At 70.9% G+C, this 16,511-nt stretch carries 18 protein-coding genes; 8 read left to right on the forward strand and 10 right to left on the reverse strand.

The window, feature by feature from the left end:
- Positions 1-58: 58 nt before the first annotated feature.
- Positions 59-1,084: a tryptophan--tRNA ligase gene (gene trpS / locus ACQEVC_RS04650; RefSeq protein ID WP_432873662.1), complete on the reverse strand. Its 1,026-nt coding sequence runs from the start codon at positions 1,082-1,084 to the stop codon at positions 59-61.
- A gap of 207 nt (positions 1,085-1,291) precedes the next feature.
- On the opposite strand from trpS, the gene ACQEVC_RS04655 reads away from it, so the two are divergent.
- On the forward strand, positions 1,292-1,966 hold the full coding sequence (locus tag ACQEVC_RS04655; protein ID WP_432873664.1) for an RNA polymerase sigma factor: 675 nt from the start codon (positions 1,292-1,294) through the stop codon (positions 1,964-1,966).
- Between the two features lie 3 nt (positions 1,967-1,969).
- Entirely contained in the window at positions 1,970-3,238 is a 1,269-nt protein-coding gene (locus ACQEVC_RS04660; RefSeq protein ID WP_432873665.1) for a hypothetical protein, read from the forward strand.
- A 230-nt stretch (positions 3,239-3,468) separates the two neighbouring features.
- Here the strand turns inward: ACQEVC_RS04660 and ACQEVC_RS04665 are convergent, their stop codons facing one another.
- Positions 3,469-4,575, reverse strand: coding sequence for a hemolysin family protein (locus ACQEVC_RS04665; RefSeq protein WP_432873667.1), 1,107 nt, complete (start codon positions 4,573-4,575; stop codon positions 3,469-3,471).
- A 198-nt stretch (positions 4,576-4,773) separates the two neighbouring features.
- Between ACQEVC_RS04665 and galE the strand changes: the two genes are divergently transcribed.
- Entirely contained in the window at positions 4,774-5,781 is a 1,008-nt protein-coding gene (gene galE / locus ACQEVC_RS04670; protein ID WP_432873669.1) for a UDP-glucose 4-epimerase GalE, read from the forward strand.
- Positions 5,778-6,995 (forward strand): galactokinase, encoded by a 1,218-nt coding sequence (gene galK / locus ACQEVC_RS04675; RefSeq protein ID WP_432873671.1) that lies wholly within the window; start codon positions 5,778-5,780, stop codon positions 6,993-6,995. Before galE ends, galK begins: the two co-directional genes overlap by 4 nt.
- A 60-nt stretch (positions 6,996-7,055) precedes the next feature.
- Here galK and ACQEVC_RS04680 read toward each other — a convergent pair whose 3' ends face one another.
- Both ACQEVC_RS04680 and ACQEVC_RS04685 read right to left on the reverse strand, forming a co-directional pair.
- On the reverse strand, positions 7,056-7,961 hold the full coding sequence (locus ACQEVC_RS04680; protein ID WP_432873673.1) for an arylamine N-acetyltransferase family protein: 906 nt from the start codon (positions 7,959-7,961) through the stop codon (positions 7,056-7,058).
- Positions 7,962-8,114: 153 nt separating this feature from the next.
- Positions 8,115-8,444, reverse strand: coding sequence for a hypothetical protein (locus tag ACQEVC_RS04685; RefSeq protein WP_432873674.1), 330 nt, complete (start codon positions 8,442-8,444; stop codon positions 8,115-8,117).
- 396 nt (positions 8,445-8,840) lie between these two features.
- Here ACQEVC_RS04685 and ACQEVC_RS04690 point away from each other — a divergent pair, with 396 nt between their 5' ends.
- From ACQEVC_RS04690 to ACQEVC_RS04705, 4 genes are all read left to right on the forward strand, one after another.
- On the forward strand, positions 8,841-9,335 hold the full coding sequence (locus tag ACQEVC_RS04690) for a hypothetical protein (RefSeq protein WP_432873676.1): 495 nt from the start codon (positions 8,841-8,843) through the stop codon (positions 9,333-9,335).
- A gap of 21 nt (positions 9,336-9,356) precedes the next feature.
- Entirely contained in the window at positions 9,357-10,469 is a 1,113-nt protein-coding gene (locus ACQEVC_RS04695; protein ID WP_432873678.1) for a hypothetical protein, read from the forward strand.
- 179 nt (positions 10,470-10,648) lie between these two features.
- Positions 10,649-11,197 carry a hypothetical protein gene (locus tag ACQEVC_RS04700; RefSeq protein ID WP_432873679.1) on the forward strand — a complete coding sequence of 183 codons (549 nt, stop codon included), beginning with the start codon at positions 10,649-10,651 and terminating at the stop codon, positions 11,195-11,197.
- 6 nt (positions 11,198-11,203) lie between these two features.
- Positions 11,204-11,590, forward strand: coding sequence for a RidA family protein (locus tag ACQEVC_RS04705; RefSeq protein ID WP_432873681.1), 387 nt, complete (start codon positions 11,204-11,206; stop codon positions 11,588-11,590).
- 30 nt (positions 11,591-11,620) lie between these two features.
- Here ACQEVC_RS04705 and cysN read toward each other — a convergent pair whose 3' ends face one another.
- The 6 genes from cysN to ACQEVC_RS04735 all read right to left on the reverse strand — a co-directional run bounded on the left by cysN (position 11,621) and on the right by ACQEVC_RS04735 (position 16,405).
- Positions 11,621-12,910 carry a sulfate adenylyltransferase subunit CysN gene (gene cysN / locus ACQEVC_RS04710; protein WP_432873683.1) on the reverse strand — a complete coding sequence of 430 codons (1,290 nt, stop codon included), beginning with the start codon at positions 12,908-12,910 and terminating at the stop codon, positions 11,621-11,623.
- Positions 12,910-13,821, reverse strand: a complete 912-nt coding sequence (gene cysD, locus ACQEVC_RS04715; protein WP_432873685.1) for a sulfate adenylyltransferase subunit CysD — start codon at positions 13,819-13,821, stop codon at positions 12,910-12,912. The genes cysN and cysD overlap by 1 nt, the downstream gene beginning before the upstream one ends.
- Positions 13,818-13,961 (reverse strand): hypothetical protein, encoded by a 144-nt coding sequence (locus ACQEVC_RS04720; RefSeq protein ID WP_432873687.1) that lies wholly within the window; start codon positions 13,959-13,961, stop codon positions 13,818-13,820. Before ACQEVC_RS04720 ends, cysD begins: the two co-directional genes overlap by 4 nt.
- A 45-nt stretch (positions 13,962-14,006) precedes the next feature.
- Positions 14,007-14,870, reverse strand: coding sequence for an inositol monophosphatase family protein (locus tag ACQEVC_RS04725; protein WP_432873688.1), 864 nt, complete (start codon positions 14,868-14,870; stop codon positions 14,007-14,009).
- 152 nt (positions 14,871-15,022) lie between these two features.
- Positions 15,023-15,613 carry an aminoacyl-tRNA hydrolase gene (pth, locus tag ACQEVC_RS04730; protein WP_432873690.1) on the reverse strand — a complete coding sequence of 197 codons (591 nt, stop codon included), beginning with the start codon at positions 15,611-15,613 and terminating at the stop codon, positions 15,023-15,025.
- A gap of 99 nt (positions 15,614-15,712) precedes the next feature.
- Positions 15,713-16,405 carry a 50S ribosomal protein L25/general stress protein Ctc gene (locus ACQEVC_RS04735; RefSeq protein ID WP_432873692.1) on the reverse strand — a complete coding sequence of 231 codons (693 nt, stop codon included), beginning with the start codon at positions 16,403-16,405 and terminating at the stop codon, positions 15,713-15,715.
- Between the last annotated feature and the right edge of the window lie 106 nt (positions 16,406-16,511).

The following is a 16,511-nucleotide window of genomic DNA, read 5'->3' on the forward strand; positions in this document are numbered from 1 at the left end:
CCCGGCGACCACGTTCCGGTACCCGGCGGTCTGAGCCCCGCCGGGGCGTCCGGCGGGCTCAGCCGTTCCGCGTGCCGGGCAGGAACCCCACCCGGTCGTACGCCTCGCGCAGCGTGCCCGAGGCGACCGCGCGGGCCTTCTCGGCGCCGATCGCCAGCAGCTTGTCGAGCTGCGCCGGATCGTCGAGATAGCTCTGGGTGCGCTGCTGGATCGGCCGGACGAACTCCGCCACCACCTCGGCCAGGTCCTTCTTCAGGTCCCCGTAGCCCTTGCCCGCGTACGCCTCGACCAGCTCGTCGATGCTCCGGCCGGTCAGCGCGGAATAGATGACCAGCAGGTTGGAGACCCCTGGCTTCCGCTCGGGGTCGAAGAGGATGTCCCGGCCGGTGTCGGTCACCGCCGACCGGATCTTCTTGGCCGATTTCGCCGGGTCGTCCAGCAGCATGATGATCCCGGCCGGCGACGAGGACGACTTCGACATCTTGGCCGTCGGGTCCTGAAGGTCGGTGATCTTCGCGGTGTCCCGGACGATGTACGGCGCCGGCACGGTGAACGTCCGGCCGAACCGGGTGTTGAACCGCTGCGCCAGGTCGCGGGTCAGCTCCAGGTGCTGCCGCTGGTCCTCGCCGACCGGCACCGCGTCGGCCTGGTAGAGCAGGATGTCGGCGGCCTGCAGGATCGGATAGGTGAAGAGCCCGACGCTGGACCGGTCGGCGCCCTGCTTCACCGACTTGTCCTTGAACTGGGTCATCCGGCTCGCCTCGCCGAACCCGGTGATGCAGCTCAGCACCCAGGCGAGCTGGGCGTGCTCCGGCACCTGGGACTGGACGAAGAGGGTGGTCCGCTCCGGGTCCAGCCCGACGGCGAAGAGCTGCGCCGCCGCTACCCGGGTGGCGTTCCGCAGCGCGACCGGGTCGTGCCCGGCGGTGATGGCGTGCAGGTCCACCACGCTGTAGAAGGTGTCGTGCGTCTCCTGCATCGCCACCCAGTTGCGCACCGCACCCAGGTAGTTGCCCACGTGGAACGAGTCGGCGGTCGGCTGGATCCCGGAGAGCACGCGGGGCCGGGCAGGAGCGTCGGACATGCCGGCAATTCTGACAGCAACCGTGGGAACGTGTCCGCACGCCCCCGTGCCATTCCGCCCCGGCCACAGCCACCGGGCCGGGCGCGGTCGAGCGGGAAACCGGGGAACCGGCCGGAACGGTGGGGACTCGTACCCTGAAACCGGAGTCGGTCGGCGCGGCTCCGCCGCACCCGGTGCGGCGTACCGCCCGGCCGGGAGGGACAGCGCTTGGTACGGCATCGGGGCGGACGCTCCTCCGGCGACGACCGGGGCGCGGTGGACGAGGCGATGGGCGAGCTGTACCACGCCTGCTACCGGCGACTGGTCGCACAGGTCTACGCGTTCACCACGGACCTGACCGAGGCGCAGGACGTGGTGCAGGAGGCGTTCGCCCGGGCGATCGCCCGGCCGCAGGGGTTGACCGACGTCGACAACCCGGAGGCGTGGCTGCGTACGGTCGCGGTCAACGTCGTACGGCGACGCTGGCGGCGACGCCAACTGCTGGACACCATCCTGCTGCGGGACCGTCCGGTGACCCGACTGGTCGAGGCTGCTCCCGGACCCGAGCGGACCGACCTGCGGGAGGCCCTGGCCGGCCTGCCGGTCAGTTATCGGGAGGTGATCGTGCTGCACTACTTCGCCGACCTGCCGGTCGAGGAGATCGCCACCGTGCTCGGGGTACCGACCGGCACGGTGAAGTCCCGGCTGTCCCGGGGGCGGTCGGCGCTCGCCGCCCGACTCGGCGACTACCAGGGCACCGGCGGGCCCGCCTCGACGCCGGGACCGAAGGGCCGGACGGACCTTCCGGCCGACAGCGCGGACAGTCCGGCCGGCCGGCCGGATCCGATGGCCGCCAGGACGGAACCACCGGCCCGGGTACGGCCGGCGGTGCGACCGGGGTGAGAGATGCCTGACCGAGACCTGCCCGACCCGGACCTCGACGTACGGCTGGCACGCGGCCGCGCGGCGCTGCTGGACAGCATCGACCAGCCGCCACTGGCCCGGATCCGGGACCGCGCGGCGACCCGGCGCCGTCGCCGGCACGCGGCCGGCGCGGCCGGGGGTGCCGCCCTGCTCAGCCTGGCGGTGGTGGCGACGGTGGCGCTCCAGCCGTGGACGGCCGACGGCACCGACCCGGTGCCGCCGCCGGTGGCCGACGCACCGCCCGGCGGTCCGGTCTACACCGGTGCCGGCATCACCATCAACGGGCTCACCACGGCCGCCGTCGCACACGTGCCGGGGACGATCAGCGACGTCGAGTTCGTCGACCCGGACCACGGCTACCTGCTGGCCCGCTGCGGGGCCGCCGAGCCCTGCCCGGCCAACCTGGCCCGGACCTCGGACGGCGGCGCGAGCTGGGAACACACCGAACTGCCGGCCAGCAGCGCCGGGCAGCCCAGCCTGGACCTGGCCGCGTTTCCCGGCGGCCGCCTGCTGGTCAGCCACCCCGGCGGGGGGTACGCCTCCACGGACGAGGGACGGAGCTGGCAGGAGGTCGGGAGCGGGGACGGAACCGGCCCGGCGCCGGCGGTCCGAGGCGACCTGCTCCGGGCCGGACCGGGCGGCGGGCGGTGCGACCTGGACGTGGAGGTGTGGCGGCCGGAGCTGGCTCGGGCGGGTGCCCCGGCGACCGCACCCGATCTCGACGTCTGCTGGGTGGCACCGGCGGCCGGTGCCGACGGCGCCTGGTGGGTCGGTGGCTTCCGGAACGGTCAACCCGCGGTGGCGATCACCCGGGACCGGGGAGCACGCTGGCGGACGGTGGAACTGCCGGAGACCAGCGCCTCGGCCGGTACCGTCGAGGTGGCCAGCCTGGGCAGCCAGGCGTACGCGGCGGTGCTCGGCACCGACCGGAGGCTGCTGGCCCTGCACCACTCCGCCGACGGTGGCCAGACCTTCAACCCGAGCCGGTCCGGCTCGTCGGGGCTGCCGACGGGGCTCTCCGGTGCGCTGGTGCCGCTGCTGGACGGGCGGCTGCTGGTGACCGGCACCGACCGGCAGCTCTATCTGAGCGCCGACGACGGGGTGACCTTCCAGCGGGCCGGCGGGAGCCTGCCTCCGCTCGCCCGGCTGGAGCGGACCGTCGCCGGCTACGTCGCCTACGACCTGTTCGGTTCCGGCTGGGCGGCCTACTCGGCCGACGGCGCCACCTGGCGCAAACTCCAGATCATCTGACCAGACTTGGGACCATCCGACCGGCCTCCAGATCGTCCGAGCGGCGCCTCGTCTAAGCGGCGCCTCGTCCGAGCGGCGCCTCGTCCGAGCGGCGCCTCGTCCGAGCGGCGCCTCGTCCGAGCGGCGCCTCGTCCGAGCGGCGCCTCGTCTGAGCGGCGCCTCGTCTGAGCGGCGCCGATCCCGGCGATCCGTGACCGGCGAGTCAGCCGAGATCGGCCGGGCCGGCCGAGTCAGCCGAGATCGGCCGAGCCGGGCGAGGGCTCGGTTGCCCCGCCGGGCTCCCCGTCGGTGCGCGCGGCCGGCACGCTGGCGCGCTGTTGCTCCGGCAGCCGGGCCACCGAGACACCGACCCGGGCCACCCGGCGGCCCTCCACCGCCAGCACCCGGAGCAGCCAGCCGCCCGCGCCGGAGCCGCCGTCCGGGTCGACACCGTTGCGGAACCCACCGGCCGGGCGGCCCGGACCGCCGCCGTTGCCGGCCACGCCGGGCTCCTCCGCACCGGGCACCGGCACCTCGTCACCGCAGACCGGCAACCGGCCCAGGGCGGCCATCACGAAGCCGCCGACCGTCTCGTACGGGCCGGGTGGCAGGGCGAAGCCGACCCGTTCGGCGAAGTCGGCGAGGTTGAGCCGGCCGTCCACCTCGGTCGGGCCGCCGATCGACACCGGGTCGGGCGCGCTGTCGTACTCGTCGTGGATCTCGCCGACCAGCTCCTCGATCAGGTCCTCCAGGGTGACGATCCCGGCCGTGCCGCCGTACTCGTCGATGACGACCGCGAGGTGGTGCCGCTCGCGGCGCATCTCGGTCAGCGCCGCCAGCACCCGCTTGCTGCCCGGGATCTTCTTCACCTCCCGGGTCAGGTCCCCGATCGTGGTGCAGGCGTCGTCGTCCGGCCGGAGCAGTACGTCGCGCAGGTGCACGAAGCCGACCACGTCGTCGGAGGTGCCGTCGACCACCGGGTACCGGGTGTGGGTCTCGACCCGGACGAGTTGGGCCGCCTCCTTGAGGGGCAGCCCGGCGGCCAGGAAGACCACCTCGGTCCGGGGCATCATCACCTCCCGGACCAGGCTGGCGCCGGCCACGAGTACCTCGTCGATGATCCGCCGTTCGACCGGGTCGAGCCGGGTGTTCGCGGCGACCAGGTCCCGGAGTTCGGCCTCGCTGATCTGCTCCCGACCCGCCGTCGGGCTGGCCCCGAGCAGCGCGGTGACCAGCCGGGTCGAGCCGTCCGCCGCCCGTACGATGATCCGGGCCAGGGCCCGCGCGAGTGGACCCGGTTGCCGTCGAGTACGCCCCGACGATCGTCGCCGGGGCCCGGTACTGCCGCCGTCCCGCATGCCAAGGATGGTAGACACCGGAGGTGCCCGATGTGGGCACCTCCGGACCCGTGCGCCCACCGGTCGATGTTCGACTCTGTGCAGAATTGACAGAACATGGTGGAATGCTGGGGGGCCCGGCGCCGAACACGAAGCCGATACGGAATCGTCACCGGAGTCAGCACGGCATCCGTCGTACCGAAGCAGAAAGGCACAGGCGTGAAACTGCTCGTCACCGGAGGTGCCGGTTACGTCGGCAGCGTCGTCACCCGGCTGCTGCTCGACGCCGGGCACGAGGTGGTGGTCCTGGACGACCTGCGTACCGGGCACGCCGAGGCACTGGCCCCGGAGGCCACCTTCGTCCAGGCCGACATCGCCGACGTCGCCGGAGTGCTGACCCCCGACTCCGGCTTCGACGGCGTGCTGCACTTCGCCGCGCTGATCGCGGCCGGGGAGTCGATGGTCAAGCCGGAGCTCTACTGGAAGGTGAACACGGTCGGCTCACTGGCGCTGCTGGACGCCGCCCGGCTGGCCGGGGTGCCCCGGTTCGTCTTCTCCTCCACCGCCGCCGTCTACGGCAACCCGACCTCCTCGCCGATCAAGGAGACCAGCACTCCGCTGCCGACCAGTACGTACGGCGCCACCAAGCTCGCCGTCGACATGGCGCTCACCTCGATGGTCACCGCGCACGGCCTGGCGGCGGTCTCGCTGCGCTACTTCAACGTCGCCGGGGCCTACCTGCGGGCGCCCGGCGGCGACCGTCCCGGGGTGGCGCTCGGCGAGCGGCACGAGCCGGAGACGCACCTGATCCCGATCGCTCTCCAGGTCGCCGCCGGCCGCCGGGACAAGCTGCAACTCTTCGGCGACGACTACCCGACCGAGGACGGCACCTGCGTCCGGGACTACATCCACGTCGAGGACCTGGCCCGGGCCCACCTGCTCGCGCTGGAGGCCGCCAAGCCCGGTACGCATCAGGTCTTCAACCTCGGCAACGGCTGCGGCTTCTCCAACCGCCAGGTGGTGGAGGCGGTCCGCGAGGTGACCGGGCACCCGGTGCCGGTCGAGACGGCCCCGCGCCGCTCCGGCGACCCGGCCGCGCTGGTCGCCTCCGCCGAACGCGCCCGGGCCGACCTCGGCTGGACCCCGGCCAAGCCGGCCCTGCCGCAGATCGTCGCCGACGCCTGGACCTTCTACCAGGAGCAGATCCTCGGCGGGGCGGCGTCATGACCGGCACTCCCGACACCACGCACCGCCCGGGCACCACCAACCACCCGGACCGGCCGGTCGGGCCGGTCACCGAGCGCGCCGCCGCCGGCTTCATCAGCGAGTACGCCGAACGCCCCGCCGGAGTGTGGGCGGCACCCGGCCGGGTCAACCTGATCGGCGAGCACACCGACTACAACGACGGCTTCGTGTTGCCGTTCGCACTGCCGCAGCGCACCGTCGTCGCCGCCGCACCCGAACGGGGACGCCGCTGGACGGTCTGGTCCGAGCAGGCCGGTGAACGGATCTCGTTCGGCCGGGCCGACGCCGCCGAACCGGGCCGGGTGACCGGCTGGGGGGCGTACGTCGCCGGAGTGGTCTGGGCGCTGCGCGAGGCCGGCCACGACGTACCGGTGGCCCGGCTGGCCATCGCCTCCGACGTACCGCTCGGGGCCGGACTCTCCTCCTCGGCCGCGCTGGAGTCCGCCGTGCTCACCGCGCTGGCCGACCTCGGCGAGCTGGACCTGCCACTGGCCGACCGGCCGGCGCTGGCCCAGCGGGCCGAGAACGGCTACGCCGGAATGCCCTGCGGGATCATGGACCAGTCCGCGTCGCTGCGCTGCCAGCCGGGGCACGCGCTCTTCCTGGACTGCCGGACGCTCGCCGTCGAGCAGGTGCCGTTCGACCTCGACGCCGCCGGGCTCGCCATCCTGGTGATCGACAGCAACGCGCCACACCGGCACGTCGGTGGCGAGTACGCCGCCCGCCGCGCCGCCTGCGAGTCCGCCGCCGCCGCGCTCGGGGTCCCGGCGTTGCGGGACGTGACCGTCGACCGGCTCGACGCCGCGCTGGCCCGGCTCGACGACGAGACGGTACGCCGAAGGGTGCGACACGTCGTCACCGAGAACCAGCGGGTACTGGAGACCGTCGAACTGCTCCGCACCGGCCGGCTGGCCGAGATCGGGCCGCTGCTGACCGCCTCGCACACCTCAATGCGGGACGACTTCGAGATCACCGTCCCGGAGGTGGACACGGCGGTGGAGGCGGCGCTGACCGCCGGGGCGTACGGGGCCCGGATGACCGGGGGCGGGTTCGGCGGCTGCGTACTGGCCCTGGTCGACACGGCAGCGGCCGAGACAGTGGCGTCGACGGTGACCGAGGCCTACGCCGGGCGTGGCTTCCGCGCACCGTCCAGCTTCACCGTCACCCCGGGGGCCGGAGCCGAACGGATCAACTGACGGTGAGCATGCCCATCGCCGCGCGGCGCCTCGGCGGCCGGCGGGGGTGTCGCGGCGGCTTCAGGCTTGGCGGTCACGTTCCCATGCGGCATGGTCCGCCTCGATTCGCTGCCACACCGCCCGCAACCGCTCCTCCGGTACGTCGTCGAGCGGCAGGTGGAACACCTCGCGCAGCAGGGCGCGCCATTCGGCGTACCCGGAGAGCTGCCGGACCGTCGCGGAGCCGGCCACCGGCCGCTCGGACAGCATCCGGCCACGGATGATCCGGGCACCGGCCGGGGTCCGGTGCTGCACCGTCACCACCCGCACCATTCCGGACGTCGGCGAGGTGGAAATCTCGACGTGCTTGGCCAGCAGGTCGGTCGGCCCGATCGCGGTGGTCGGAAAATCCATCCCGAAGAAGGCGCCGCCGGGCTCGTGGTCGAACCGCCAGCCGCCCGGCACCGAGTCCGACGGCCGCAACCGGAACCGGTCGTCCGGACCGAACGCCCCGGCGACCAGCGGTACCGGGTCGAGCGGCCCGTCGCCCAGGCCGGTGTCCAGCCACCAGCCCTGGCCGTCGAGGACGGTGGTCAGCGCGAGATGATTGCCGCTGTCCCCCGCCGGGTCGCCGGGCTGGCCCTGCACGCCGGCCCGGTGCCAGGTCACGGGATAGCCGAGGGTGGTCAGCAGCGCGGAGAAGGCCCCGTTGAGCTGGTAGCAGTAGCCGCCACGCCCCGCCACCAGGCAGCCGGCCGCCTCGACCGGGTCCATCCCCCGGGTTTCCCCCAGCGCGATCCAGACCGTCTCGTACGGCACCCGCTCGACGTGCGCGGCATGCAGCCGGTGCAGTTGCGCCACCGACGGCCACTCCGCCCGCTCGGCCGTCGGGTCGAGACCCAGCCGGCGCAGGTACGCGGTGGCGACCTCGTCGTCGAGCGCCGGTGGCCGCCAGAGATTTACCTTGGTCGAGGTGGAGTCGATCACCGCGTGAGCTTAGCCAGGGGCACCGACAAACATGAATAGGAAGTTCTCTTAGGCACTGTCGATCCGGCCCGGGTTGGCCTGGAGGTCCCAGAGCGCGGCGTCGACCCGGATCTCCCGATCCTCCGGCGGGATGCCCATCGACGAGGCCTCTCCCTAGATCGGGATGTTGCGATGATCGCGGCGATGTCGCTCGGCGGCTCGCTCGTCGGCCTGCCGATAGGCGAAGGCGACCTGGAGCAGGCTCTCGTTGTCGACCTCCAGCACGCCGATGACGCGCTCGACGGCCGTGCCGGCGCTGCCCGCCACGGTGTTGTAGGCGTCCTGTAGCTGGCCGGCCGGGCTGACCCGCCCGAAGTCAGCCGGCGAGATCACGGCGTCGGCGCGCACCGCGCGCAGCGCGGATGCGAGTTCAGTGGAGTTGTCCAGATAGGACCGCGCGACCCTGGCGATCTCCACCGGATCGGCACGCACCTCGTCCCCCATGCCCGTCCACGCTACCGCTGGGCTGCCAGCAGGCACGGATAGAAGTTCGACTATTACCTTTGGCGAGAAGTTGCTTGGCCCGCTGCCGCTCATGTCGAGGCGCACGTCAGCCATCACCTCGTCTTTGAAGTTCTTGCGGAGGCGTTCCTCGCAGCTCGCCGACGCCTAATCGCGCTGACCGAGGACACGGTCGTGGCCGTGAACGGCTGGACCGCAGGAGGTCGGTGGGGAGCAGCCGGCCTGGGACACCGCCGCCGAAAGACGGATCCTGATCGGAGGGTCGGGCGGTACGAGCGTCGAGGTTATCCACAGGTTCCCGACTGTAGGGTGACGAGACGGTTGCGCTTCGTGCTATAACCTCCGAGGCAATTTCACCTGTATCGGGGGAACGGGATCATGGAGACAACCGAGCCGGGGTGGCGGCCGGAGTATCGCGGCGATGACGCCAGCGTCGGCAACGTCGGCTCGGGCAGGGAATTCGGCGCCGACCTCTACTACCTCTATCGGGCCGGCCGCAACGAGCTGCCGCGGATCGCCAGGACCTACGCCGACGTGACCGTGCTGGTACACCAGACGGCCGGGGCGACGGAAGGGCAGTTCGACCTGCCCGGCCGAGGGATCGGTCCGGCCCAGCAACGTCTGCTGGAGTTGCGCGCCGAGGTGCAGGACGTGTTGCGGCTGACCTCGCTGCGGATGTCAGAGGTCGGCGCCGCGCTGGTGACGATCGCCGACCGGTACGCGGCCACGGACGAGGCGGCGGCGGAAGAGTTCGCCCGGCTCCTCGCCAACAACGCGTCGGACTACCAGCACCGCGCCCTCGCCCCGCCCGACCCCCCGGCCCCCGGAGAACCGCCGCTGGTGAACCGCATCCCTCGCAACATCGTTGACTGACCTGGCCAGACGGGAGACGCCATGGTCGACAACTCGATTCCCTTCGACTACCGGCAGATGCACCAGTACCTCAACGAGATCGGCACGTACCTGGCCGAACTGCACTACATCGACCAGGTATTCGCGTACATGGACGGCATCGAATCCAGTTCGTGGGAGATCTTTACCGAGATCGCCGCCGCCGGGACCGCTCCCGGTTCATGGATCACAGTGGAGTTCGCCGGGACGGTCCCGTTCAGGCGTACCTGGCGCGTGCCGCCGCCATTTCCGCCACGAATGATCTGGCAGGATTCGGTGGAGGAGGAAATTCAGAAGCAGACCGAGGAGTACCAGGCGAAGGCCGCAGGGTGGGCGTCGGACAACGTGGACTCGATCAGGACGATGGTCAAGCCCTTGGCTCATCCCACCGGATCCGTCTATCTCAACGACATCATCCAGCCGGTACGGGACGCACTGGCCCGGCTCGAGGACTTCGTGCCCCACGACTTCGGCAAGCTGCGGTACAGCCTCGGCCACTGGTCCGGTGAGGCGGCCGAGGATTTCGCGACGAACTTCTACGACCCGTTCGAGCGTACCCTGGCAAGCCATCACCGGATGCTCGCCTCGCTCGTCGCCGGTCTGGAGGCTGCGCACACCACCGTCGAGCTCAGCCAGCAGAGCCTGATGAACGTGCTGCACGCCACCCGCGAAGCGCTCCTGGAACAGTTACACCGACGGCCCGCGCAGGCGGCAGCGCAGCAGCAGGAGCAGTCCACCAAGCACGCCATGGTGATCGTCAGCGCGTTCGTCCCCATGGCAAAAGGCCGGGATCTCTGGGCCAACAGCCTCGACCTGGCCAGCGCCGGCGCCAGCGCAATGGCAAGCGGCGCAGTCCCGCAGCCCATGGATGGGCATGCATTAACTGGAGGTACTGCGGAGGAGCTACTGCATGCCCTGACAGATGCCATCACGCTCATCGACCAGAATTCGAACGAACAATATGAGGATCTTGCTGCACTGGTGAAGGGCGCTCTCTCGCGAATGGAACTCATCCGGGACATGCCGGATGGCGAGGATGGGCGACTGGTGCCCCGGCAGCCCCGGCTACTCCACGGCACGGACAGCAGTAGCTTCTATTTGTCGGGGGCCCGATGAACGGAGTTGTCGGCGTGCAGACGCAGCGCCGAGTCCGCTGTCCGATCGTTCGAGGTTGGGCGGGGGTTGTCGCCGCTGCTGCCCTGCTCGTCTACGGATGCGACTCCAGCCCGGAGCCGACCGAAACTCCTGAGCCAGGTGTGACATACGGGCAGGCGACCCCGGACATGTGCGAACAGATGAAGCTGGCGGAGGTCGCTACACGATTCGGCCTGAAGCTGAGACCCTCGTACGATCCGACGGTACAGTTCGACACCCGAGGTACGGACGTCTACCTGAGCTGCGCCATCAGAGCCTACGACGACAGCGAACGATTCCGTACCGAGGCCGGAGAGTTTGATCCGGCCGGCACGGTCAGGTTGCGGACGTACCCGAAACAGGAGGACGCCGAGAAAGCCCACGAGGCCGAGGTCATCTCACTGCGGAAGTTCGCGGAATCCAAGCCGGAGATATCGACACAGGATGTCAGCGGCTGGTGGGACGAAGGAGTCTACTTCCAGACCGTGGTTCCGATCGAGCCGAAGCAGTATCCCCGCGCCAAGAACCTTGATGCCGCCGGGGTAGAGGTTCTTTACGAGCTACGCCACGGCAACCTCCGCGTCACCACCCGTATCGACAATCGGGCAGCAACCCCAGAAATCGAGCAGGTCCTCGCCTTCCTCCGTGACTTCGCCCAAGCGTTCACCAAGGAGGCGGTTTCCCACCTCTCCCGGACCGGACCAAGCTAATCCGTCATGACACGATTCCACAACCCCTCGCCGGAACGGGTGCACCCGCCGATCGCCGGCTTCCACCACCAGGCCGAGGTCAACTCGCCGCGCTGGTTGGTGCTCTCCGACCAGTTCGGAATCCGACCTGGCGGGCATGTGCCGGACGACTCGATCGAACAACTGGTGATCGCGCTCGACAACGTCCGTTGGAACCTCTTCGCCGCCGGCCTACAGGTCAGGGATGTGGTAAAGCTGACCATCTATCTTGTCGGTGACATTGACATGGACCGGCTGCGAGCCGAGCTTGCCCGCTGGCTCGTCCGCCACAAACCGACCCTGAGCATCCTGTTCGTCGCCGGGCTCGTCGGTCCGAGCTTCCGGGTACAGGTAGACGCCCTGGCCGTCCACTGAACCACCGGGGGCGGCACCGCCACCCGACCGTCAGCCCGCCTCGACGATCATCCCCGCGCCGACCGTACGGTTGGTCGATTCGTCGATCACGATGAAGCCACCCGTCGTACGGTTGCGCCGGTACTCGTCGGCGAGCAGCGGCACGGTGGTGCGCAGCCGTACCCGGCCGATCTCGTTGAGCTTCAGTTCGGTCGCGGACTCGTCCCGGTGCAGCGAGTTCACGTCGAGCAGGTACCGCAGGTTGCGGATCACCGCCCGGGCGGACCGGGTGGTGTGCTTGATGGCGTACTTGCCGCCGACCCGCAGCGGCCTGGTCTCGTCCATCCAGCAGATCATCGCCTCGATGTCCTGGGCCACCGCCGGGGCGTTGGTGGGCCGGCAGATCAGGTCGCCCCGGGAGATGTCGATCTCGTCGGTGAGGCGCACGGTTACCGACATCGGCGGGAACGCCTGCTCGACCGGGCCGTCGGCGGTCTCGATCGAGGCGATCCGGCTGGTGAACCCGGACGGCAGCACCATCACCTCGTCGCCCGGCTTGAGCACACCCGAGGCGACCTGCCCGGCGTAGCCCCGGTAGTCGGTGACCGTGGTCGACTGGGGACGGATCACGTACTGCACCGGGAACCGTACGTCGACCAGGTTGCGGTCGCTGGCGATGTGCACGTGTTCCAGGTGGTGCAGCAGTGACGGGCCCTCGTACCACGGGGTGTGCTCGGAGCGGGAGACGATGTTGTCACCGTGCAGCGCCGAGATCGGCACCACGGTCAGGTCCGGCACGTCCAGCTTCGCCGCGAACGCGGTGAACTCGTCCGCGATCCGCTCGAAGACCTCCTGGGACCAGTCGACCAGGTCCATCTTGTTGACGCAGAGCACCAGGTGCGGCACCCGGAGCAGCGAGCACAGGAACGCGTGCCGGCGGGACTGCTCGACCAGCCCCTTACGCGCGTCGACCAGGATCAGCGCCAGGTCCGCGGTGGACGCCCCGGTCACCATGTTCCGGGTGTACTGGATGTGCCCGGGGGTGTCGGCGATGATGAACTTCCGCCGGGGGGTGGCGAAGTACCGGTACGCCACGTCGATGGTGATGCCCTGCTCGCGCTCGGCCCGCAGCCCGTCGGTGAGCAGCGCCAGGTTGGTGTACTCGTCGCCCCGGGCCGCGCTGACCGCCTCGACCGCTTCAAGCTGGTCGGTGAAGAGCGACTTGGTGTCGTAGAGCAGCCGGCCGATCAGGGTGGACTTGCCGTCGTCGACGCTGCCGGCGGTGGCGAACCGGAGCAGGTCCATCGCACGGGTCTCGGTCGGGACCGCGGTCGCCGTCATCAGAAGTACCCTTCCCGCTTGCGGTCTTCCATCGCCGCCTCGCTGACCCGGTCGTCGCCCCGGGTGGCGCCGCGTTCGGTGATCCGGGTCGCGGCCACCTCCTCGATCACCAGCTCGACGGTGTCCGCCGCCGACCGGACCGCCGCCGTGCACGAGGCGTCGCCGACGGTGCGGTAGCGGACCTGCTCGACAAAGGGCGTCTCGCCGGCCCGGGGCGAGACGAACTCGTTGACCGCGTAGAGCATGCCGTCCCGCTCGACGACCTCCCGCTGGTGGGCGTAGTAGATCGACGGCAGCGCGATCTTCTCCTGGGCGATGTAGTGCCAGACGTCCAGCTCGGTCCAGTTGGAGAGCGGGAAGACCCGGATCGACTCGCCCGGATGGTGCCGGCCGTTGTAGAGCGACCACAGCTCGGGGCGCTGGTTCTTCGGATCCCACTGGCCGAAGTCGTCGCGGAAGCTGAAAACCCGCTCCTTGGCCCGGGCCTTCTCCTCGTCCCGCCGGGCGCCGCCGAAGAGCGCGTCGAAGCGGTACTTCTCCACCGCGTCGAGCAGCACCGGCGTCTGGATCCGGTTGCGTACCCCGTCGGCCGGCTCCTGCACCAGCCCGGACTCCAGCGCCTCCGGCACGCTGGCCACCACCAGTTGCAGCCCCATCTGGGCCACCCGCCGGTCGCGGTACTCCAGCACCTCGGGAAAGTTGTGCCCGGTGTCGACGTGCATCACCGGGAACGGGATCCGGGCCGGCGCGAACGCCTTCTCGGCCAGCCGGAGCATGACGATCGAGTCCTTGCCACCGGAGAAGAGCAGCACGGGCCGCTCCAGCTCGGCCACCACCTCGCGGATGACGAAGATGCTCTCGGCTTCCAGCGCGTCGAGATGGGAGACCCGGTAGGCCGCCGGCGAGGTCATGCCGTCACCTCGCCACGCTCACCGACGGAATCCGGCTTCCCGGCGCTGGCGAGATCGGCGATTTCGGCAAGCGCGCCGGCCCGCTGGCCGATCCGCTCGCGGTGCAGGCTCGTGCCGGTCCTCGCAGGTGCTGCTCGCATGGGATTTCCAGACCCTCCCGGTCGGTTAAGTCGCCATGTCCCGGCCTAGGGTACCCGGAGGTGGCGCTGCAACGCTGCGAGCAGCCGAGGAGCGAGATCCTTACGGCACACCACCAGATCCGGCAGGCGGGGATCGGCCTGGTTGTATTTCAGCGCGGATCCGTCGATTCGGGAAGCGAAAAGCCCGGTGGCCGTCGCCACAGCGACCGGAGCCGCCGAGTCCCACTCGTACTGACCGCCGGCGTGCACGTACCCGTCGACCTCGCCGCTGATCACGGCGGCGATCTTCGCGCCGGCCGAGCCCATCGGCACCAGCTCGGCGCCGAGTTCGGCGGCCAGGTCGGTGAGGAAGACCGGGGGCCGGCTCCGGCTCGCGGCCAGCCGGATCCGCCGGCCGATGCCGTCCGGGTCGGCCGGTCCGGTATGGTCGGTCGCCGCCGCCAGCGTCATCGGCGGGTACGCCGGCGGCTGGTCCGTGCCGAGCACCCGGTGCTGGGCGGGAAGCCCGACCGCGCCGGCGACCAGTTTGTGCGCGGTGCCGGCCCGGCGGGACCAGAGCGCCACGTGTACCGCCCAGTCCGCCCGGCCCTCCTCGGAGAACTCCCGGGTACCGTCCAGCGGGTCGATGATCCAGACCCGCTCGGCGGCCAACCGGGGCGCCACCTCCGGCTCGGCCTCGGCGGCCCAGGCCAGCCGGGCGCCCTCGTCCTCCTCCGAGAGCACCGCGTCGGCGGGTCGCCAGCGGGCCAGCTCGGTGCGGAGGAGTTCGTGCGAGACCTTGTCGCCGGCCGCCTTCAACGCACCCGGGTCGGAGAAGCCCAGCTCGGCCCGGAGTTCCAACAGCGCCTGGCCGGCCCGACCGGCCAGCCAGCGGGCGAACTCACCGTCGATCACGGGCGGCGCCGCCATCAGCACACCTCCATGGAACCGGCGTCGCCGGCCGCCCGACACGGAATCATCATTGTCAGCCTCCTCACCCGCGGCGAGAAGACTACCGGTCTCGATGCTGGCACGGGTGCACCGGAGGTCCGCCACACCGGTCGCGCTCCGTCCGTCGCCGCTCAGCCGCCGTGGTACGCGTTCTGCGCCCACTCCAGGCCACGGGTCACGACCGCCTCCGCCGCGTCGGCTGCCCGGTCCACCAGGAACTCCAGCTCCTTGCGCTCCACCGAGGAGAAGTCGGAGAGTACGAAGTCGGCCGGGTCCTGCCGCCCCGGCGGCCGCCCGATCCCGAACCGCACCCGCAGGTAGTCCTTCGTTCCCAGCGACTTGGACATCGACCGCAGCCCGTTGTGCCCGCCCTCGCCACCGCCCTGCTTCAGCCGGATCTGCCCGTACGGGATGTCCAGCTCGTCGTGTACCGCGACCACCTGGTCCACCGGCACCTTGTAGAACTGGGCCAGTGCCGACACCGGGCCGCCCGAGAGGTTCATGTAGGTCATCGGTTTCGCCAGCACCAGCTTCGGCCCGCCGAACCCGAGCCGCCCCTCGGCCACCTCGGCGGCCGCCCGGCGGTGCCGGCCGAACTTGGCGCCGATCCGCTGGGCGAGCAGCTCGGCCGCCATGAAACCGACGTTGTGCCGGTGCCGCGCGTACTCCTTGCCGGGGTTGCCGAGCCCGACCAACAACCACGGATGAAGCTCCTCCGCCACGCCGCTCTTCCCCCAGTTCTGCTTCCCGGCCCGCTGGGTGTCACAGTACGGAAACAGGCGCCCCCGAAAGTCCGGGGGCGCCTGTCAGACGGTTGTCGCTCAGGCCTCCGCGGCAGCCTGCGCGGGCGCGCCCTGGTTGTCGCCCTCGGCGGCCTCGGCGGCCTCGGCACCGGGGCCCTCGGCTCCGGCCTCCTCCTCGGCCTCCTCGGTCGGCTCCTCGCCGGCCTCGGCGGCCATCTGCTCGGCGCTCGGCGCCTGGGTGACGAGCGCGAGGATCTGCTCCGGGTCGGCGACCAGCTCCACACCCTGCGGCAGTCGTACGTCCGCCGCGGTCACCTGCGAACCGACCTCGAGACCGTCGATCGAGACCTCGAAGCTCTCCGGCAGCCGGGTCGCGTCGGCGCTCACCGAGAGGGTGTTCTGCTCATGCACGACCAGGGTGTCCCTGGCCGCCTCACCGGTCAGGTGCACCGGCACGTCGACGGTGACCTTCTCGCCCCGCCGGACCAGCAGCAGGTCGATGTGCTCGAGAGTGTCCTTGATCGGATCACGCTGGATGGCCTTCGGCAGCGCGAGCGCCTGGGTGCCGTCACTGATCTCGATCGCGAACAACTGGTTGGCGCCACCGTGCCGGATGGCGGCGGCGAACTCACGCGCGGGTAGCGCGATGTGCTTGGGCTTTTCGCCGTGGCCGTACAGCACGGCGGGCACCTTACCGGCCCGGCGGGTACGACGGGCACCACCCTTGCCGAACTCGGTGCGGGGCTCGGCGCTGATCTTTACCTCGGACACGGGAAGACTCCTGATACGGTCACTGCGGCGCTACGTCGGCTGGCGGTTGGCGGTGCTTGGGCGAAGGGCGCGCTGGGGGCTTTGCGTGTGGCCACTGCCCGGAGCA

Origin of the sequence: Plantactinospora sp. CA-294935 (genome assembly GCF_050936445.1) — a bacterium.
Lineage (GTDB): Bacteria > Actinomycetota > Actinomycetes > Mycobacteriales > Micromonosporaceae > Plantactinospora.